Source organism: Pseudomonas vranovensis (assembly GCF_040438935.1).
Lineage (GTDB): Bacteria > Pseudomonadota > Gammaproteobacteria > Pseudomonadales > Pseudomonadaceae > Aquipseudomonas > Aquipseudomonas vranovensis.
The window spans coordinates 4148987-4168132 of record NZ_CP159259.1 but is presented as its reverse complement, the minus strand read 5'-3'; the positions used below and the strand labels follow the sequence as shown (position 1 = coordinate 4168132).

Below are 19146 nucleotides of genomic sequence, written 5' to 3'. Positions count from 1 at the left end.
ACCGTGACACACTTGAGTCGATACCTGCGTTTTCACTTTACCTTCCTGGTCTTGGCGTTGTTGGCCTTGACCGGTTGCCAGAGTGTGCCGCCCAAAGGACTGACGGCTGAGCAGATTGCCGTACTCAAACAGGAAGGCTTTCGTCTGACCGACGAGGGCTGGGAATTCGGCCTGTCCGGCAAGGTGCTGTTCGGCAGCGACCTGGACTCGCTCAACAGCCAGAGCCAGGCCATTGTCGAACGCATTGGCAAGTCGCTGTTGTCGGTGGATATCCAGCGCGTACGGATCGACGGTCACACTGACTCCACCGGCAAGGCAGCCTACAACGAGCAACTGTCGCTGCGCCGGGCCAACAGCGTGGCCAAGGTCCTGACCTTGGTTGGCATGCGCCCGGAAAATGTCGAAACCCGAGGCCTGGGCAGCAGTGAGCCGGTGGCCAGCAACGCCAGCCGTGCCGGGCGCATGGAAAACCGACGGGTGGCCATCGTCGTCGCCTCCGACTAATCGGCAAAACTCATCGAGCGCGACGTGCCCATCAACAGGGGCGCGTTGCGCTCGGTGACGTTGCGGATGTAATCCCACAACAGGGTGATCCGCTTCAACTTGCGCAAGTCCTCGCGGCAGTACATCCAGAACTGCCGGGTAATCTCCACTTCCTCCGGCAATATCGCCACCAGGCGTGGATCCTGCGCGGCCAGAAAACACGGCAGAATCGCCAGGCCACGTCCCTGCTGAGCCGCCACGTACTGGGCGATCACGCTGGTGCTGCGCAGGTTGGCGCTGGCTGCCGGTATCACATTGGCCAGGTACAGCAGTTCGGAGCTGAAGGCCAGGTCGTCGACATAACTGATGAACTGATGTTGGGCCAGGTCGCTGCTGCGAGTGATCGGCTCGTGGTTGTCCAGGTAGTCCTGGGTGGCGTAAAGCCGCAGGCGGTAGTCGCACAGTTTGCAGCACACATAGGGCCCGTGTTCCGGACGCTCCAGGGCGATGACGATGTCGGCTTCGCGCTTGGACAGGCTGATGAAGTGCGGCAGCGGCAGGATATCCACCGAGATGGCCGGGTAGGCATCGACGAAGTGGCTCAACTGCGGAGTGACGAAAAAGCTGCCAAAGCCCTCGGTACAGCCCATGCGTACATGCCCGGACAACGCCACGCCAGACCCCGACACCTGCTCGCACGCCATGTGCAGGGTGCTTTCGATGGACTCGGCATAACTGAGCAAACGCTGGCCCTCGGCGGTCAGGACAAAGCCGTTGGTCCGTGATTTTTCAAACAGCAACGTTCCCAGCGACACTTCCAGTGAACTGATGCGACGCGACACTGTGGTGTAGTCCACGCCCAGGCGCTTGGCGGCTGCGCTGGCCTTGCGGGTACGGGCCACTTCGAGGAAAAACTTGAGGTCGTCCCAGTTCAGCGACCCCAGCGAGGTGATGTTTTTTTGCATGTTGGTCCGGTTTTTATGTGCGTTCTTATTGGATCTTTGCACATCTATACTCCAAAACAAGCCCCAGACCCAAGCGTCCGTCGTGGCAAACCCGGCGGCGTTCTCTTCCTAACAACAATTTCAGGAGAGCCCACATGAACGCATCCCTCACTCCCGGCCAGACCAAGGTCGAGCAGGTCAAGCTGCTGATCGACGGTCAGTGGGTCGAATCGAAAACCAGTGAATGGCGCGACGTGGTCAACCCGGCGACCCAGCAAGTGCTGGCCCGTGTACCGTTCGCCACCGCCGAAGAAGTCGATGCCGCTATCGCCGCCGGCCAGCGTGCGTTCAAGACCTGGCGCGACACCCCGATCGGCGCCCGCATGCGCATCATGCTCAAGCTCCAGGCCCTGATCCGTGAACACTCCAAACGCATCGCCGTGGTGCTCAGCGCCGAGCAGGGCAAGACCATTGCCGACGCTGAAGGTGACATTTTCCGTGGCCTGGAAGTGGTCGAGCACGCCTGCAGCATCGGCAGCCTGCAAATGGGCGAGTTCGCCGAGAACGTCGCAGGCGGTGTCGACACCTACACCCTGCGCCAGCCTATCGGCGTGTGCGCGGGCATCACCCCGTTCAACTTCCCGGCGATGATTCCGCTGTGGATGTTCCCGATGGCCATCGTCTGCGGCAACACCTTCGTGCTCAAGCCGTCGGAGCAGGACCCGCTGTCGACCATGATGCTCGTCGAGCTGGCCCTGGAAGCCGGTGTGCCAGGCCGGCGTGCTCAACGTGGTACACGGCGGCAAGCAGGTGGTCGATGCCCTGTGTACCCACACCGACATCAAGGCGATCTCGTTCGTCGGCTCCACCGAAGTAGGCACCCACGTCTACAACCTGGCCGGCCAGCACGGCAAGCGCGTGCAGTCGATGATGGGCGCCAAGAACCACGCGGTGGTGCTGCCTGATGCCAACCGTACCCAGACCCTCAACGCCCTGGTTGGAGCAGGCTTCGGCGCGGCTGGCCAGCGCTGCATGGCGACCTCGGTAGCAGTGCTGGTGGGCAAGGCCCGCGAGTGGCTGCCAGAACTCAAGGAGCTGGCCTCCAAGCTCAAGGTCAACGCAGGCAGCGAGCCCGGCACCGACGTCGGTCCGCTGATTTCCAAGCGTGCCAAGGAGCGTGTCCTGGGCCTGATCGAGAGCGGCATCAAGGAAGGCGCCACGCTTGAGCTCGACGGTCGCGAGGTGAGCGTGCCGGGTTATGAGCAAGGCAACTTCGTTGGTCCGACCCTGTTCTCCGGGGTGACCACCGACATGCAGATCTACACCCAGGAAATCTTTGGCCCGGTGCTGGTGGTACTGGAAGTCGACACCCTCGATGAAGCCATCGCCCTGGTCAACCGCAACCCCTTCGGTAATGGCACTGGCCTGTTCACCCAGAGCGGCGCGGCGGCGCGCAAGTTCCAGAACGAGATCGACGTCGGCCAGGTCGGTATCAACATCCCGATCCCGGTACCGGTTCCTTACTTCAGCTTCACCGGTTCGCGCGGCTCCAAGCTTGGCGACCTGGGGCCGTACGGCAAGCAAGTGGTGCAGTTCTACACTCAGACCAAGACCGTCACCAGTCGCTGGTTCGATGACGACAGCGTCAACGACGGTGTGAACACCACCATCAGCCTGCGCTAAGGAGCTCAACATGCGTATTGCATTCATCGGCCTGGGCAACATGGGCGCGCCCATGGCGCGCAACCTGATCAAGGCCGGGCATCAACTGAACCTGTTCGACCTGAACAAGACCGTTTTGGCCGAGCTTGCCGAACTGGGCGGGCAGATCAGCAGCTCGCCACGCGATGCCGCGCAGCAGAGCGACATGGTCATCACCATGCTGCCGGCCGCCGCTCATGTGCGTGGTGTGTACCTGAGCGAAGACGGTGTGTTGGCTGGTGTGCGCAAAGGCACGCCGGTGGTGGACTGCAGCACCATTGACCCACAGACCGCCCGCGATGTATCGGTAGCAGCGGCCAAGCAAGGTGTCGACCTGGCCGATGCGCCGGTATCCGGTGGCACCGGTGGTGCAGCGGCCGGCACCCTGACTTTCATGGTCGGCGCCAGTGACGAGCTGTTCGCCACCCTGCAGCCGGTGCTGGCGCAGATGGGCCGCAATATCGTCCATTGTGGTGCGGTAGGTACCGGGCAGATCGCCAAGATCTGCAATAACTTGCTGCTGGGCATCTCGATGGTCGGAGTGTCTGAAGCCATGGCCCTGGGTAACGCCCTGGGCATCGACACCAAGGTACTGGCCGGGATCATCAACAGCTCGACCGGCCGCTGCTGGAGTTCGGACACCTACAACCCGTGGCCGGGCATTATCGAGACGGCACCGGCCTCACGCGGCTACACCGGCGGCTTTGGTGCCGAGCTGATGCTCAAGGACCTGGGGCTGGCGACCGAAGCGGCGCGTCAGGCGCACCAGCCAGTGATCATGGGCGCCGTGGCCCAGCAGCTGTACCAGGCGATGAGCCTGCGCGGTGACGGCGGCAAGGACTTCTCGGCGATTGTCGAGGGCTATCGCAAGCCGGAGTAACACCGCATCGCGGGGCCAGCCCGCTCCTACCGCAGGAGCAGGCTTGCCCCGCGATCAACTCACTCAAGCAAAGACAAAATACTTGCGTACCGTCTCCACCACCTCCCAGGTCCCCTTCATCCCCGGTTCGATCACGAACACATCCCCCGCCTTCAGATGCACCGGCTGCTCACCTTCAGGGGTGATCACGCAGTAGCCGTCGAGAAAGTGGCAGTACTCCCATTTTTCATAATTGACCTCGAACTTGCCTGGCGTGCAGATCCAGGTGCCCATGATCTTGCTACCGTCTTCGGACAGGTAGGCGTTGAGGTTCACGGTGTGCGGGTCGCCACCGATGCGTTTCCACTGGGTCGCGTTCAGCACGGGGGTTGGGCAGGTGTCTCGCAGCACGGTGATGAAATCAGACATGTGAACTCCATGGGATCGGCTCAAAGGTCCGTCACCATAGGCCCGATCTACGGGGTGGAGTTGTCTGGGTTCGACGTCGAGCGCTCGATCTGCGCCTTGCAGTGGTACACAAAAGCGCTAACCTGCTCGAGATCATCAGCCAGGCTGTTTTCGACATGGCCAAGGTAGGCATCGCGCGCCTGTCTCAATACGGCCTGTTGCTCTGGAGGCAGGCGCTCCAGCACCCAGGTCGCGGCCACGTCCTTGGGCGCAATGGCGCCAGTCTCCATGCTGTACCAGATACGCGCCAACGCCAGAACCACAGTCAGTTCATCACCCCGCCAGTCGTCGGGTGTCTGCCATTGCGCAAGCGTATCGGCGAAGGCCTGGGCCAGGTCTGCCTTTGGTACAGGCTCGAACCAGGCCGCCGCCGCCACTCCCAGCAGGCAGAAGCTGTGCTGTCGGGCCTTGGTCAGCAGGATTGCCAGGTCCGGGTCGAGCTGGGCGGGCTCGATCTGGCCGGCCAGCACCTGGTCGCGCAGCCATTCGCCAAACTGCAGTTCGCGCCGTGGCGGGTAGTGCCAGGGCCGCACATCAACCTTGGCCACAACCGTCACTTCCAGGGCGCGTACCGGGCCACCGGGTGGCGCCGAAACTGCGAGCAAGGCAGACATCAACGTCCGCCTGAGTGGCTCGGGCAGCGGCGCACTTACGGTAACCAGCAGGTCAAGATCGCTGGCCGGCTTGAGCCCGCCAACGGTAGCCGAGCCGTACAAGTGAACGGCTTGCAGGGTATCGCCGAGGTGGCGTTCGAGTACAGCGCAGGCCGCTGCCAACTGCTCTGCAACAGCGCTGGAAAGGCTGGCTGGGAAGGTGAAGTCCACTGTCGTTCTCCTAAGGGCGCAGGTGTTGCACCAACGCCAGGCCATGGCCCGGCAAGGTGCTGAAGTCGCGGGCGCACAACAGCAGTTGGCGCTGGCCCCAGGGTTCCTTGAGGGCCACGTTGTGCAAGGCCAGCACGCCCTGCCAGCGGTGTACCGCTGCCAAGGGCACCACGCCCAGCCCGGCGCCATGGGCGACCATGCGGATCATGCCGTCGAAGCCTTCGGCCCGTACCCGGATCTGCAAGCGCCGCCCCAGGTGCAGGGCTTGTTCTTCCAAGTGCAGGGTCAGGGCACTGTCGCTCGACAAGCCGACAAAACCATAGTCCAGGGTGTCTGCGAAGCGCAGGTCGGTGCGCGTCGCCAGTGGGTGCGCTGGCGGCATGATCAGCACCAGCGGGTCGTCGTGAAAGGGCAGGGTCTGCAGGTGCTCGCTGGTGACAGCGGTGGAGATGATGCCGATGTCCGCCGCGCCCTGGGTGATGGCCTGGACGATGCGCAGGCTGGGCAGCTCCTGGATGTCGAGGGTGATAGCCGGGTAGTTGGCGAGGAAACCTGCCAGCCGTTCGGGCAGGTATTCACTGAGGGCTGCGGTGTTGCACAACAACCGCACCTGGCCTTGCAGGCCCTGGGCATGCTGGGCCAGGTCGAACTGCAAGCGTTCGACCTGCTGGCCGATCAGGCGTGCATGCTGCAGCAACGCCTGGCCGGCCGGAGTTGCCTGCACCCCGCGGCGGTTACGTTCGAGCAGGGGCGTGCCGAGCGATGCTTCCATGGCGCGGATACGCGCGCTGGCGGCGGGCAGCGAGAGGTGGCTGCGCTGGGCGCCGGCGGTGATATTGCCGCACTCCAGGGTGTGCTTGAACAGTCGCAGGTCGATCAGATCAAAATGCATGAGCCTCTGCCTGGGCAATAGTCTGGCTCAGTATATGGCAGATTTTCAGCCACCCGCATTGCAGGCAGCATGGGCCCATGACGACCTTACTCGGCTTTTATCAGGATATCGGTCCGGCGCTGACGCTGCTGGTGGTGTTCACCTTTTTGCTGGCGGGGGCGGTGAAGGGCGTGATTGGCCTGGGCCTGCCGACCATCGCCATGGGCCTGCTCGGGCTGGCTATGGCCCCGGCGCAGGCTGCAGCGCTGCTGATTGTGCCTTCCACCCTGACCAACCTCTGGCAACTGGCGGCCGGCGGGCACTTGCTGGCCTTGTTGCGACGGTTGTGGCCGATGTTGGTGATGATCTTCGCTGGCACCTTGCTGGGCAGCGTGTGGCTTGGGATCGACAGCGGTCAGTGGGCGGCACATGCCTTGGGTGGCGCGCTGCTGGTGTATGCCGTCTACGGACTGTGCGGGCCTGGGCTGCGACTGGCGCCGGGCCGGGAGTCCTGGCTCGGGCCGTTGTGTGGGCTGGTCACCGGGGTGGTGACGGCGGCCACCGGAGTGTTCGTGATCCCGGCGGTGCCCTATCTGCAGAGCCTGGGCCTGAACCGTGACGAAATGGTCCAGGCCTTGGGCCTGTCGTTCACGGTCTCGACCCTGGCCCTGGCGGTCGGCCTGGCCGGTCAGGATGCGCTTGGCGCCGAGGCGCTGGGGGCATCACTGCTGGTGCTGGCGCCGGCGCTGTTGGGCATGCTGTGCGGCCAGTGGCTGCGTCAGCGCATCAGTGCGGTGCTGTTCAAACGCTGCTTCTTTATCGGCCTGGCGGTGCTCGGTGCGCACTTGTTGCTCAACGGCTAGCCGAGGACGGGCTGAGCATCTCGACCAACTGGATGTCGAAGTCGCGCTCCAGGTACTCCATGCGCGTTTCGAAAAACTGCTGCATATGGGGCAGGGCCGAGTGTATGTCCAGTGCGGCCTTGCTGGCCCAGATTTCGTAGAACACGAACAGGCTCGGGTCTTCCTTGTCGCGCAGCATGTGGTATTCGATGCAGCCGGGTTCGGCACGGCTAGGCTCGACATAGGCACGAAACAGCGCCTCGAACGCTTCGGCTTTTTCCGGGCGGGTCTTGGCTTTGAGAATGAAGCCGTAGGGTTCGCTCATGAGGTGGACCTCTGGTAGGGAAGCCTGATTTTATTTCAATAATGAGTGCTAGATTCGTGCTTTTTAGTCAAAAGCCTTTTGCCTGCGAGGTGGTTTTTCCAACGCTCGCGAACCCCTAATCTGCCGCCATCCAAATTCACCCGATCCCAGCCGCCATGAGACAGCAACGGATCGAACGACAGATGAGGCAAGTGATGAAAAAGGTCCTGTTGCTCAACGGCGGTAAAAAATTCGCCCACTCCGACGGTCGCCTGAACGAGACCCTGCACGAGGCCGCACTGGCGTTCCTCGACCGTGCAGGCTTCGACGTCAAGACCACCTATATCGACGGTGGCTACGACAATGCCGAAGAAGTGCAGAAATTCCTCTGGGCCGATGTGATCATCTACCAGATGCCCGGCTGGTGGATGGGCGCGCCCTGGACCGTCAAGCAGTACCTGGACGAAGTCTTCACCGCCGGCCACGGCAGCCTGTACGCCAACGATGGCCGCACCCGTTCCGATGCCTCGCAAAAGTATGGCAGCGGCGGCCTGATCCACGGTAAGCAGTACATGCTGTCGCTGACCTGGAACGCGCCGCAGCAAGCCTTTGACGACCCCAGCGATTTCTTCGAGGGCAAGGGTGTGGATGCGGTGTACTTCCCGTTCCACAAGGCCAACCAGTTCCTCGGTATGAGCGGTTTGCCTACCTACCTGGCAGTGGATGTAATGAAGCGCCCGAACGTCGAGGCCGCCGTGGCCGCCTACGAGCAGCACCTGGCCCGGGTTTTCCAGACACCGGCCTGATGAGTCCTTGCGTTGGCCGCGCCAAGCGGCTATCTATCACGGCTGTTGCTCACCCCAAGGTACAGCCGTGAAAGCCAGGTCCGATGAATTGCAGGTGTTCGTCTCGGTGATCGAGTGCGGCTCGATCTCCGCTGCCGCCGAGCAGGGCGGGCAGACGCCTTCGGCAATCAGCCGGACCCTGTCGCGCCTGGAGACCAAGCTGGGCACCACGCTGATCAACCGCACCACCCGGCGCATGGACCTGACCGAAGAGGGACGGTTTTTCTTCGAACGGGCCAAGTCGATCCTGCAGCAGATGGACGAACTCGAAGAGCACCTCTCGGTGCACCACCAGACACCTTCCGGCCGCCTGCGCATCAATGCTGCCTTGCCTTTCATGCTGCACGCCATTGTGCCCTGGGTGGGCGAGTTCCGTGCGCTGTATCCGCAGATCCAGCTGGAGCTCAACACCAGCGACCTGATCATCGACCTGATCGAGCAGAGCACCGACGTCGCCATTCGTATCGGCGAGCTGGCCGACTCCAGCCTGCATGCCCGCTCGCTGGGATGCAGCCCGTTGAATGTGCTGGCCAGCCCCGCCTACCTGGCGCACCATGGCACACCCGAGCGGGTCGAAGACCTGCAGGCGCATGCGCTGCTTGGTTTCACCCAGACCGAAACCCTCAACCACTGGCCGCTGCGCCATGCCGAAGGTGACCGCTTGCTGATACGCCCGAGCCTGTCGGCGTCCAGCGGCGAGACCCTGCGCGAACTGGCCCTGGCCGGTGAGGGCATCGCTTGCCTGTCGCACTTCATGACCCATGAAGACATTCGCGCCGGCGGCCTCCAGGTGGTGCTCGGCGAGTACAACAGCGGCTATCGCCAGCCGATCAATGCGGTGTACTACCGCAACTCGCAGTTGGCGCTGCGCATCCAGTGCTTTCTCGATTTCATCCAGCACAAACTGGCGGTCTACGCCTGCTGACTACTCCGGCTGCGACAAAACCTGCCTGCCTGCGGCGCATTTTCTTGCGGTGTTTGATTAGTTTTCGGACATAAGCCTTAATGGCTGTTCAACGAAAACAACACCAAGGAAGCTCTCATGCGCGTTGTGATGTTCCGAACCCTGGGCCTGAGTGCCGCGATAATCGCCAGTTCATCGGCTTACGCCGTGACGCTGGAAGGTGGCGCGGTAGCCGCACCTGATCAATATGGTGCACAGGTGGCCGCCGAAATCCTGAAAAAAGGTGGCAACGCGGTCGATGCCGCTGTAGCCACCGCGTTCACCCTGGCCGTGACCTATCCCGAAGCCGGCAACATCGGCGGCGGCGGTTTCATGACCTTGTACATGGACGGCAAGCCGTACTTCCTCGACTACCGCGAAGTGGCGCCAAAAGCCGCCAGCCGCAACATGTACCTGGACGAAAAAGGCGAGATCATCGAGAACCTGAGCCTGGTCGGCGCCCGCGCCGCCGGTGTACCGGGTACAGTGATGGGCTTGTGGGAGGCGCATCAGAAGTTCGGCAAGTTGCCCTGGGCCGAGCTGATCACCCCGGCGGTGGGCTACGCGAAGAACGGCTTCAAGATCGCTGAAAAGCAGTACCAGTACCGCGAAGATGCCCTGGGCCTGTTCAAGGACAGCACCAACTTCAACGACTACTTCGGCAACATGAAAGTCGGCGAGACCTTCAAGCAGCCGGAGCTGGCGCAAACCCTGGAGCGCATTGCCGACAAAGGTGTTAGCGAGTTCTACCAGGGCAAGACCGCCGACCTGCTGGTGGCGCAGATGCAGGCTGACAAAGGCCTGATCAGCAAGGAAGACCTGAAGGACTACAAAGCGGTATGGCGTGACCCGATGGGTATCGAGTGGCGTGGCAACGTGGTCTACACCGCACCGCTGCCAAGCTCTGGCGGCGTGGCCCTGGCCCAACTGCTGGGTATCAAGGAAAACCGTGCGGCCGACTTCAAGGGCGTTGACCTGAACTCGGCGCGCTACATCCACTTGCTGGCCGAAATCGAAAAGCGCGTGTTCGCCGACCGTGCCGACTACCTGGGCGACCCGGCATTCTCCAAGGTGCCTGTGGATAAGTTGATCGCCAAGGATTACCTGGCCAAGCGTGCCCAGGAGGTCAACCCGACAGCCATTTCCGAAACCGAGAAAGTCCGCCCGGGCCTTGAACCACACCAGACCACCCACTTCTCCATCGTCGACAAGCAGGGTAACGCGGTCAGCAACACCTACACCCTGAACTGGGACTACGGCAGTGGCGTGGTGGTCAAGGGCGCAGGCTTCTTGCTCAACGACGAGATGGACGACTTCAGCTCCAAGCCAGGTGTCGCCAATGCCTTTGGTGTGGTGGGCGGTGATGCCAACGCCATCGAGCCGGGCAAGCGCATGCTCTCATCCATGGCCCCGACCCTGGTCACCCGTGACGGCAAGGTCACCCTGGTGCTGGGGACGCCGGGTGGTTCGCGGATCTTCACCTCGATCTTCCAGGTGCTGAACAACCTGTACGACTACAACCTGCCACTGGAGAAAGCCGTGGCGGCGCAGCGGGTTCATCACCAGTTGCTGCCTAAAGACACTATCTACTTCGATGCCTATGCACCGCTCACCGGCAAGGTGGCGGACGAGCTGAAAAAGATGGGCTACACCCTGGAAGACCAGGGTTGGGAGATGGGTGACATCCAGGCGATCCGGGTCAATGGCACGGCGCTGGAGACGGCATCCGACCCGCGTGGGCGGGGAGTGGGACACGTCGTTAAATAAACACTGGCGGTTGATCGCGGGGCAAGTCGCACCGCCGCTCCACAGGTTTTGTGTAGGAGCGGCGGTGCGACGTCTCGACTTGCCCCGCGATGCGTTTACACCCGGAAGTGGCTGACCATGGTCTGCAGCTGGTTGCCCAACCGGGCCAGCTCGACACTGGAGGCCGCAGTTTCGTCACTGGCCGCCGCGGTCTGTTCCGACACATCGCGCACGTTGAGGATGCTGCGGCTGATTTGTTCGGCCACTGCGCTCTGCTGTTCGGCCGCAGCGGCAATCTGCTGATTCATCGACTGAATGTTCGAAACCGTGCGAGTGATGCTTTCCAGCGAGGCGCCAGCCTTGCGGGTCAGTTCGACGCTGCTGTCGGTCAGGTTGCGGCTGCCGAGCATCACATTGGCCACTTGCTGGGTACCGCTCTGCAGGCCGGCCACCAATTCTTCGATCTCTTCGGTGGACTTTTGCGTGCGCTGAGCCAAGCCCCGGACCTCGTCGGCCACCACGGCAAAACCGCGTCCGGCTTCACCGGCCCGGGCCGCTTCGATGGCCGCGTTCAGGGCCAGCAGGTTGGTTTGCTCGGCCACTGACTTGATCACGTCCATGACGCTGCCGATCTTCTGGCTTTCTTGCTGCAGCAGCCCCATGGCCTCGGTCGAACGGTGTACTTCTTCGGCCAGGCGTTCGATCTGGCTGATGGCTTCGGCGACGACCTGATCACCGGCACGGGCTTGCGAGTCGGCATCGGTGGCGGCGGCCGAGGCATGTTCGGCGTTGCGCGCCACTTCCTGCACGGTGGCGGCCATTTCGTGCATGGCGGTGGCGACCTGGTCGGTCTCGACTTTCTGGCTGTTGACCCCGGCGCTGGTTTCTTCGGTCACGGCCGAGAGTTCTTCGGCGGCGCTGGCGATCTGGGTGACGCCGTCGCGGATGCCGCTGATCAGGTCACGCAGGGTCTCGCCCATGCGCTGGATGCCTTGCTGCAATACGCCCAGTTCGTCGCGGCGAGTAACGCGCAGGTTGTGGGTGAGGTCGCCGGCGGCGATTTTTTCCACCACGGCCAGGGTCTCGCGCAGCGGACGGGTGATCTGGCGGGTGATGACCACCGCAGCCAATACACCCACCAACAGTGCCAGCAGGGTGGCGGTCAATTGCAGGGTACGGGCCTGGGCGCTTTCGCTGTCGCGGCGTTCGAGCTGGATCTTGTACAAGGCGTCGCTGATCTTGACGATGGTGGCGCCTTGTACGGTCATTTCCTGGCGGGCCACGGCAACGTCGGCGGTGGCATCGCGGAACTGACGCACGGCATCGCGGTAGGCCAGCACTGCGCTTTCAAACTGCTGGATGCGAGCGGCTTCGTGCGGCATCTGGCGGTTCAGGCTGGCAATTTCGGCCAGGGCGCCATCGAGCTGGCGCAGGGCCAGTTGCTCGGCTTCGCTGCTGATGTCGGCAATGTAGCTGCGCACGGCCAGGCGCACCTGGAACAGCTGCTCCTTGGCCTGGGTGATGGTGCGGAATTGCTCCAGACGGCTGGCGTCGCCTTCGGGCAGGGCAAGGATGTCGCGGTTGATCGCCTCGACCAGGTCGATGGCGCGCGCGGCGGCCAGGTTCATCGCATCACGGGCGGCCAGGCTGGTTTTGTAACCGGCGCGCATCTTGTTGATCGACACCTGGTATTCGCTGATGGTCTGGCCCAGTTCCTGAAGCAGCTTGACGTTTTCCGGGCTCTTGAAGTTCTTGAGCAGCTTTTGCTGTTGTTCGCTGAAGGCATTGAGCTTGACCTGCACGGTGCCAGCGGTGGCATCGTCGCCGTTGGTCAGCATGTATTGCAGGCGCGTGATGCGCAGGTTGGTCAGGTCGCTGTTGAGCTGGGTGATGTCGCTCATCCAGTTGCTGCGGTCGATCAGCCCACCCATGCTGTTCCAGCCGGTCAGGGCCAGCAGGCTGGTGAGCAGCAGCACCAGGCCGAAGCCCAGGCCGAGTTTCAGGTTGACGCTGATGTTGGCAAACCAGCTATTCATGCAATCCCTCCAGGAACGTTGTGCGTCTTGATCCGTATCGCTGGAAGGTTGTTGTTGTAGCCAGTCGATGTACTTGAGCACGGGTTATCGGCGGCTCGGCGCGGAGCTGAAACGCTTTTTCGGCAAAAATGACCGGCGGTCGTAACCAGGTATGTAAACGGCAGCCTGAAGGGGCTGCCGTGCATCAGGGACGAGTGTTCAGAGGGCGCGGCTGGTAAAGGTATCGCACTGGTTGATGTCGCCCTTGGCGAAGCCGGTCTTGAACCAGCGCACGCGCTGTTGCGAGGTGCCGTGGGTGAAGGAGTCCGGCACCACCCGGCCTTGGCCTTTCTGCTGCAGCCGATCATCGCCGATGGCATTGGCAGCGTTCAGGGCCTCTTCAATGTCTCCCGGCTCCAGCCAGTTCAGGCGTTGTTGCGCCTGGTAGGCCCAGACGCCGGCCAGGCAATCGGCCTGCAGTTCCTGGCGTACCAGCAAGCCATTGTCGCCTTCCATGCGTTCGCCCCGCTGGCGTGCCGCCTGGACCTTGGCCGACACGCCGAGCAGGGTCTGCACATGGTGGCCGACTTCGTGGGCAATCACGTAGGCCTGGGCGAAGTCGCCGGCGGCGGCGAAGCGCTGCTCCATTTCACGAAAGAAGCTCATGTCCAGGTAGACCTTCTGGTCGGCTGGGCAATAGAACGGCCCGACCGCCGAGGAGGCGAAGCCGCAGGCCGAATTGATCTGGCCGCTGAACAGGGTCAGGGTCGGGTCTTTGTATTGGCGGCCGGCCTGGGCAAAGATCGCCCGCCAGGTGTCTTCGGTATCGCCGAGGATCGAGGCAACGAACTCGGCCTGCTCATCGTTGGCCGGAGGTGCCTTGGCAGGGCCCGTGCTGACCGGAGCACTTTGCTGGTCCATCTGCCCGGCCAGTTGGCCGAGAATCTGCAAAGGATCTTGCCCGGTGATCCAGCCGATACCGACGATCAGCAGGATCGCACCGATGCTCAGGCCCTTGCCACCGCCGAAGCGCATGCCGCCACCGCCCTCGCCTCGGGCATCGACCACATTGTCGCTACGCCTGCCTTTTCGCCATTGCATGAGTGCTCTCCCGAGCTTGGAAACATGAGCTCAAAGATTAGTTCACCGGGCCTCGCTCTGTCAGATTCCTGATGCTCACATAACCATATGGTTATGATTGTGAGGGCTCTTTTCAATATCGCCGATGCCGGACATGCCGGAAACTGCAAGCTCGCCTGCCACGCCCAGGTGTTCCAATAATTCCAAGACAGGAGAACGGCATGTCTGCACAAGACAACAGTCGCTTCGCTATCCGTGATCGCAACTGGCACCCCAAGGCCTTGACCCCGGACTACAAAACCTCCATTGCCCGTTCGCCGCGCCAGGCACTGGTGAGCATTCCCCAGTCGATCAGTGAAAGCACCGGACCGGACTTCTCGCACCTGAAATTCGGCGAGCATGACCACGACCTGCTGCTCAATTTCAACAATGGCGGCCTGCCGATCGGAGAGCGGATCATCCTTGCCGGCCGTGTGTGCGACCAGTACGGCAAGCCGATCCCGCATACGCTGGTGGAGATCTGGCAGGCCAACGCCGGTGGCCGCTACCGCCACAAGAACGACCGCTACCTCGCCCCGCTGGACCCCAACTTCGGTGGTGTCGGCCGTGCTTTGACCGATAGCGATGGCTACTACAGCTTCCGCACCATCAAGCCGGGCCCGTACCCATGGCGCAACGGCCCCAACGACTGGCGGCCAGCGCATATTCACGTGTCGATCAGCGGCCCGTCGATTGCCACGCGGTTGATCACCCAGCTGTATTTTGAAGGCGATCCGTTGATTCCGATGTGCCCGATCGTCAAGTCGATCGCCAATCCCGAGGCGGTGCAGAGCCTGATTGCCCGGTTGGACATGAGCAACGCCAACCCGATGGACAGCCTGGCCTATCGCTTCGACATCGTGTTGCGCGGCCAGCGCAAGACCCACTTCGAAAACCGCTGAGGAGGTGACTATGCCCATTCAATTGCTGCCGGAAACCCCTTCGCAGACGGCCGGCCCGTATGTTCACATCGGCCTGGCCCTTGAAGCTGCCGGCAACCCGACCCGTGACCAGGAAATCTGGAATCGCATGGCCCGCCCGGATGCGCCGGGTGAGCACATCCTGGTGTTTGGCAACGTCTACGACGGCAATGGCCACCTGGTGCGCGACTCGTTCCTGGAGTTCTGGCAGGCCGATCACAATGGCCAGTACCAGGGCGACTTCGACCTGGAGCAGCCATTCAACAGCTTTGGCCGTACGGCCACCACCTTCGATGCCGGTGAGTGGACGTTGAACACCATCAAGCCTGGCGTAGTGTGCAACGCGGCCGGTGTGCCGATGGCGCCGCACATCAATGTCAGTCTGTTTGCGCGGGGGATCAACATTCACCTGCAGACGCGGCTGTACTTCGATGACGAGGCGCAGGCCAATGCGCAGTGCCCGGTGCTCAACCTGATCGAGCAACCGCAGCGTCGCGAGACGTTGGTGGCGACACGGTGTGAGGTGGATGGGAAGCTGGCCTATCGCTTTGATATCCGGATTCAGGGGGAAGGCGAGACGGTGTTCTTCGATTTCTGAGTTGATGCACTCTTGCTCTTGGTAGGAGCGGGGCAAGTCGAGACGTCGCACCGCCGCTCCTACAGCCATCATTCGTATTCGGTAACTCCCGCAATATGCCGTCCGGCGATGTAGCCGAAGGTCGCCGCCGGGCCCAAGTTGATCCCCCCCGCCGGGTAGTACCCACCCATGATGCTGGCCATGTCGGTACCCGCCGCGTACAACCCGGCAATGGGCTGGCTCTGGTTGTCGAGCACTTGCGCATGCTCGTTGGTCTTGAGCCCTGCAAAGGTGCCAAAGCATCCCGGCTCCACCTTCACTGCATAGAAAGGCCTCTGTTCGATGGGTGCAACGCAAGGGTTCGGCCCATGCAGGGCATCGCCCTGTTTGCGGTTGTACGGCGTTGAGCCGCGGCCGAACGCCGGGTCTTCGCCCAGGCGGGCGTGGCGGTTGTATTCGGCCACGGTGTCGCTCAAGCCCTGCGGGTCGATTCCACACGCTTGGGCCAGGGCTTCGAGGGTGTTGCCGACCTTCAAGTAGCCCGAGTCGATAGAAGGTTGCAGCGGCAGCGGGAAGGGCCGGGAAATGCCCAATCCATAACGACGCTGGAAGACATGGCTGCAGATCAGCCACGAGGCCACCTGCTCGCCCGGCGCCTGGGCGACCATGGCACTGACGTAGTCGTAGTACCCGTCGGCTTCGTTGACGAAGCGTTTGCCGCTGGCCAGCACGCCGATGATGCCGGGCTTGCCACGTTCGATGATGTGCGGGAAATGCCCGAAGGTGCCGTCCTTGTACGGCACCCGCGACACCGGCGCCCAGGCCACCGGGCTGTGCAGGTCGTCCGCCACCTGGCCGCCGACGCTTTCGCCCAGGCGCAGGCCATCGCCGTTGGCGCCCAATGGCGGCAAGGCCAAGTGTTCATGCCCGGTGGGCGTGCGTGGAAACAGCGCCTTGCGCCGCTCGATGTCGTTGGCAAAGCCACCGGCCGCCAGCACCACCGCCTTGCGGGCATGAATGGTGACCGGGCCGCGGACAGTGTCGACCACGGCGCCACTGACCCGGCCCTGTTCATGCACCAATGATTTGGCCGGGGCCGACTCCCACAGCAGTACGCCCAGGTCTTCTGCCGACTTGGCCAGGCGTGCTACCAGCGCTACGCCATTGACCAGCTGCAGGGCGCGGCCATGCACGGCCAGGTCGAGCAGGTGACGGCTGACGCGTTTACCCACATGCCACAGTGAGCGCCACGAGCGGGTGAGGGTGAGGAAGGCGCCGAGGTCTTTGCCTGCCATGATCGGCATGCCGACAAAGGACGTTTCGCGCAGGGTCTTGCGCAACCGCTTGATCAGCTTGCCCACCTGGCGGCCGTCATAGGGCGCGGCGATCACCGAGCGTCCGCCGGTGCCGGCACCCGGTGTCTGCCCATGGATGTCGGCGATAGCGTTGCCGTCGGCAAACTGCAGGGCGGTGTGGCGCTCGAAGAACGACACCATGCGCGGCGCGGCGTCGAGAAAGGCGTCGATCATCGGTGCGTCGAAACGCTTGCCCAGTTCGTGTTCAAGGTAGGTGCGCGGTTGCGAGCGGTCTTCGATGATGCCGGCCCGTTGCGCCAGCGGGTTGCACGGCACCCACATCCAGCCGCCCGACCAGGCGGTGGCGCCACCGAACACGGCCTCCTTTTCCACTACGATGACCTTCTGCCCATGCCAGGCGGCGGTTACCGCCGCCGACAAACCGGCAGCACCGGAACCGATGACCAGTACGTCGCACTCCACGCGGAAGGACGTGGGGGGGGTGGGCAGCCATGGCAGTGTCTCCTCGAACAATGGGTTTTGTTATATTCTGGAACTTGATTCTATATTCTATGATTCGAGGTCGCTCGTGGCCAAGGGGTCGGGCAGACAAAGTGGGCGAAGATCGGACAGTGATTTGCGCTTTGCCCGTGGCTCTTTAGAATCGGCACAATTTTCAGGGACCGTGACCATGGCCGGCAGTCAGATCGAACGCGCGTTCAGCCTTGTTGAACGCCTTACCAGCGAACCCCGCGGCCTGCCGTTGCAGACCCTGGCCGACGAGCTGGCTATCCCCAAAAGCGCTACCCACCGCATGCTCGCCGAGCTGATGCGCCTGGGCTATGTGCGCCAGAACCCGGAGAGCAGCCGCTATCACCTGAGCACGCGGCTGGTGGCCATGGGCTTTCGCTACTTGGCCAGCAGCGGTGCCGACGTCGTTCAGCCGATCCTTGATCAGTTGGCGCAACAGACCGGTGAACTGGTGCGCCTGGGGGTGATCGACGGTGACCGTCAGACCTGGATCGCCAAGGCCCAGGGCGCCCGTTCGGGCCTGCGCTACGACCCGGACATGGGCCGTGATGCGCCGCTGTTCTATACCGCCTCCGGGCATGCCTGGTTGTCGAGCCTGAGCGATGCCCAGGCCCTGGTGCTGGTGGAGCGCCAGGGCATTGCCCGGCGTGAAGACTTCGGCCCCAACGCCCCAGCCTCCAATGCCGAATTGCTCGAACGCCTGCGTTTGGCGCGTGAGCACGGTTATGCCTGGGTGGTGGAAAGTTCGGCGGTGGGTACTTCGGCATTGGCAGCAGTGGTGCGCAACCCCGTCGATGGCCATGCGGTAGGCGTGCTCAGCGTGGCCGGGCCCAGCGCGCGGATGAGCGAGGCGCGCATGCATGAGCTGGCGCCGGTGCTGCTGGCGGCGGCGGCGGAGTTGTCGGCGGCGAGTCCTGCTTCCGAGTTGTTTGTTTGATTGTCTCGACGTGCTCGGCGATGCTTTTTATTTTTCTTGCATTAAAAATGGAACTTGGTTCTAAATAATCAAAACCCATTCTGCGAGATAACAACAATGAGTCAACGCGTGATGTCCCTGGCTGCCCTGACAGTGCTGGAGCTGTCACCCGACGCAATGGTCGAGGTCGCCGCCCGGGCCGGCTACAGCCATGTGGGCCTGCGCCTGGAGCCCGCTACCCCTGAGGAGCATCACTTTCCGCTGGTGGCCGACGCCGGCCTGCGACGCCGCACCGCCGCCCGCTTGCGCGACACCGGCATCCAGGTGCTGGACGTGGAAATCCTGCGGCTCACGCCAGACACCTGTGTAGCCGATTTTGAAGCCTTGCTGACCGTTGGCGCCGAGTTCGGTGCCAGCGAATTGCTGGTGGCCGGCAACGACCCTGACGAGCGACGCCTGACGGATAACTTCGCCGCCCTGTGCGACCTGGCCTTGCAGTACGGCTTGCATCCGCACCTGGAATTCATGCCCTGGACCGACGCGAAGAACCTTGCCCAGGCCCTGCGCATCGTCGAGCAGGCCGGGCGTGACAACGGCTGTGTGCTGGTCGATGCCTTTCACTTCGACCGCTCGGCGTCGTCGCTGGATGAGTTGCGTCGGGTCGCGCCTGCGCGTCTGCGATATGCTCAGCTGTGCGATGTCGCCGGCCCGCGGCCTGACGACATGACCGAGATCTTGCGTCAGGCCCGCAACGAGCGGCGCTTTCCGGGCGACGGTGATTGCGACCTGGGTGAGCTGCTGAACAGCCTGCCGGCGTCGATCCCCTTGAGCCTGGAGATCCCCACCCGGCAGTTGTATGAACAGGGCGTGAGCGCCCTGCAACGGGCACAGATGGCCCTGGACAAGACCCGTCAGCTGCTTGTGCAGCACTAACCTGCGAGCC

Annotated in this window: 18 protein-coding genes and 1 pseudogene; 11 read left to right on the top strand and 8 right to left on the bottom strand. The window is 62.8% G+C overall.

The genetic code is table 11. The annotated features are described in order from the left end of the window. The first annotated feature begins 3 nt into the window (after positions 1 to 3). On the top strand, positions 4 to 504 hold the full coding sequence (locus ABVN19_RS19445; protein ID WP_105641675.1) for an OmpA family protein: 501 nt from the start codon (positions 4 to 6) through the stop codon (positions 502 to 504). Here ABVN19_RS19445 and ABVN19_RS19440 read toward each other — a convergent pair. Next, entirely contained in the window at positions 501 to 1448 is a 948-nt protein-coding gene (locus tag ABVN19_RS19440; protein ID WP_105641674.1) for a LysR family transcriptional regulator, read from the bottom strand. The genes ABVN19_RS19445 and ABVN19_RS19440 overlap by 4 nt on opposite strands. A gap of 134 nt (positions 1449 to 1582) precedes the next feature. On the opposite strand from ABVN19_RS19440, the pseudogene ABVN19_RS19435 reads away from it, so the two are divergent. Further along, positions 1583 to 3110, top strand: a pseudogene (locus ABVN19_RS19435) (CoA-acylating methylmalonate-semialdehyde dehydrogenase). Between the two features lie 10 nt (positions 3111 to 3120). After that, complete coding sequence (gene mmsB, locus ABVN19_RS19430) at positions 3121 to 4008, top strand: 3-hydroxyisobutyrate dehydrogenase (RefSeq protein ID WP_028943998.1); 888 nt, start codon at positions 3121 to 3123, stop codon at positions 4006 to 4008. 63 nt (positions 4009 to 4071) lie between these two features. Here the strand turns inward: mmsB and ABVN19_RS19425 are convergent, their stop codons facing one another. Genes ABVN19_RS19425 through ABVN19_RS19415 form a run of 3 tightly spaced genes read right to left on the bottom strand, consistent with a single transcriptional unit; the run spans position 4072 to position 6171 of the window. Further along, positions 4072 to 4416 carry a cupin domain-containing protein gene (locus tag ABVN19_RS19425; protein ID WP_028943999.1) on the bottom strand — a complete coding sequence of 115 codons (345 nt, stop codon included), beginning with the start codon at positions 4414 to 4416 and terminating at the stop codon, positions 4072 to 4074. A 47-nt stretch (positions 4417 to 4463) separates the two neighbouring features. Continuing rightward, complete coding sequence (locus tag ABVN19_RS19420) at positions 4464 to 5279, bottom strand: aminoglycoside adenylyltransferase family protein (protein WP_256585811.1); 816 nt, start codon at positions 5277 to 5279, stop codon at positions 4464 to 4466. A 10-nt stretch (positions 5280 to 5289) separates the two neighbouring features. After that, positions 5290 to 6171, bottom strand: coding sequence for a LysR family transcriptional regulator (locus ABVN19_RS19415; protein WP_105641672.1), 882 nt, complete (start codon positions 6169 to 6171; stop codon positions 5290 to 5292). Between the two features lie 77 nt (positions 6172 to 6248). On the opposite strand from ABVN19_RS19415, the gene ABVN19_RS19410 reads away from it, so the two are divergent. Further along, entirely contained in the window at positions 6249 to 7013 is a 765-nt protein-coding gene (locus ABVN19_RS19410; RefSeq protein ID WP_105641671.1) for a sulfite exporter TauE/SafE family protein, read from the top strand. On the opposite strand, the gene ABVN19_RS19405 is transcribed toward ABVN19_RS19410, so the two are convergent. Continuing rightward, positions 7003 to 7317: a putative quinol monooxygenase gene (locus ABVN19_RS19405; RefSeq protein ID WP_028944003.1), complete on the bottom strand. Its 315-nt coding sequence runs from the start codon at positions 7315 to 7317 to the stop codon at positions 7003 to 7005. The two genes, ABVN19_RS19410 and ABVN19_RS19405, sit on opposite strands and share 11 nt — an antisense overlap. Before the next feature lie 194 nt (positions 7318 to 7511). On the opposite strand from ABVN19_RS19405, the gene ABVN19_RS19400 reads away from it, so the two are divergent. The 3 genes from ABVN19_RS19400 (at position 7512) to ggt (ending at position 10851) form a co-directional block, all read left to right on the top strand. Beyond that, the gene (locus ABVN19_RS19400) at positions 7512 to 8102 is read left to right on the top strand and encodes an NAD(P)H-dependent oxidoreductase (protein ID WP_028944004.1); all 591 of its coding nucleotides are present in this window, start codon (positions 7512 to 7514) and stop codon (positions 8100 to 8102) included. 67 nt (positions 8103 to 8169) lie between these two features. Continuing rightward, positions 8170 to 9066, top strand: a complete 897-nt coding sequence (locus tag ABVN19_RS19395; protein ID WP_105641670.1) for a LysR family transcriptional regulator — start codon at positions 8170 to 8172, stop codon at positions 9064 to 9066. A gap of 117 nt (positions 9067 to 9183) precedes the next feature. Beyond that, positions 9184 to 10851: a gamma-glutamyltransferase gene (ggt, locus tag ABVN19_RS19390; RefSeq protein ID WP_028944006.1), complete on the top strand. Its 1668-nt coding sequence runs from the start codon at positions 9184 to 9186 to the stop codon at positions 10849 to 10851. Positions 10852 to 10946: 95 nt separating this feature from the next. Here the strand turns inward: ggt and ABVN19_RS19385 are convergent, their stop codons facing one another. Then, entirely contained in the window at positions 10947 to 12866 is a 1920-nt protein-coding gene (locus ABVN19_RS19385) for a methyl-accepting chemotaxis protein (protein WP_028944007.1), read from the bottom strand. Between the two features lie 198 nt (positions 12867 to 13064). Continuing rightward, positions 13065 to 13946 carry a neutral zinc metallopeptidase gene (locus ABVN19_RS19380; RefSeq protein ID WP_028944008.1) on the bottom strand — a complete coding sequence of 294 codons (882 nt, stop codon included), beginning with the start codon at positions 13944 to 13946 and terminating at the stop codon, positions 13065 to 13067. Between the two features lie 200 nt (positions 13947 to 14146). Here ABVN19_RS19380 and pcaH point away from each other — a divergent pair, with 200 nt between their 5' ends. Together pcaH and pcaG are read left to right on the top strand one after the other, a co-directional pair. After that, the gene (gene pcaH, locus ABVN19_RS19375; RefSeq protein ID WP_028944009.1) at positions 14147 to 14866 is read left to right on the top strand and encodes a protocatechuate 3,4-dioxygenase subunit beta; all 720 of its coding nucleotides are present in this window, start codon (positions 14147 to 14149) and stop codon (positions 14864 to 14866) included. A 10-nt stretch (positions 14867 to 14876) separates the two neighbouring features. Further along, complete coding sequence (gene pcaG / locus ABVN19_RS19370; RefSeq protein WP_028944010.1) at positions 14877 to 15482, top strand: protocatechuate 3,4-dioxygenase subunit alpha; 606 nt, start codon at positions 14877 to 14879, stop codon at positions 15480 to 15482. A 68-nt stretch (positions 15483 to 15550) separates the two neighbouring features. Here pcaG and ABVN19_RS19365 read toward each other — a convergent pair whose 3' ends face one another. Beyond that, a complete protein-coding gene (locus tag ABVN19_RS19365; RefSeq protein ID WP_256585810.1) occupies positions 15551 to 17239 on the bottom strand; it encodes an FAD-dependent oxidoreductase in 1689 nt (562 codons plus the stop codon). 208 nt (positions 17240 to 17447) lie between these two features. On the opposite strand from ABVN19_RS19365, the gene ABVN19_RS19360 reads away from it, so the two are divergent. Continuing rightward, complete coding sequence (locus ABVN19_RS19360; protein ID WP_028944012.1) at positions 17448 to 18224, top strand: IclR family transcriptional regulator; 777 nt, start codon at positions 17448 to 17450, stop codon at positions 18222 to 18224. 96 nt (positions 18225 to 18320) lie between these two features. Continuing rightward, complete coding sequence (locus tag ABVN19_RS19355) at positions 18321 to 19136, top strand: sugar phosphate isomerase/epimerase (RefSeq protein WP_028944013.1); 816 nt, start codon at positions 18321 to 18323, stop codon at positions 19134 to 19136. The last annotated feature ends 10 nt before the right edge of the window (positions 19137 to 19146 follow it).